The organism is Borrelia persica No12, assembly GCF_000500045.1.
Lineage (GTDB): Bacteria > Spirochaetota > Spirochaetia > Borreliales > Borreliaceae > Borrelia > Borrelia persica.
The window spans coordinates 1-298 of the sequence record NZ_AYOT01000116.1; the positions used below are offsets into that span (position 1 = coordinate 1).

At 26.2% G+C, this 298-nt stretch carries 1 protein-coding gene; it reads left to right on the plus strand.

Annotation, left to right across the window (positions count from 1 at the left end):
* On the plus strand, positions 1-298 hold a 298-nt coding region (locus tag U881_RS12610), incomplete at both ends, for a hypothetical protein (RefSeq protein ID WP_038363438.1).

Consider the following 298-nt stretch of genomic DNA (forward strand, 5'->3'; position numbering starts at 1 on the left):
TTCTAGAAGAATCACTTATATTTGTTTTTAGGATATTTTTTATTGCATATTTTGAGGCTGTGTTTGATGATATACTGAGAAATCATGTTGAATATAGAACTCATGTATCTTTCAGGTATTATTTTTATGATAAAGTAGTAAGTGGGTATGAGGGATATAGTAAGTTAATACAAATTTTCGATTTGTTAGAGAATGGAAATGAAAATTGTGAATTACCTATGTTTGCTGGTGGTATTTTTTCTCCAAAAAAGATACGTTATTTAAATAATAGTAAATTATTGAGTAAAGATGAACTTAG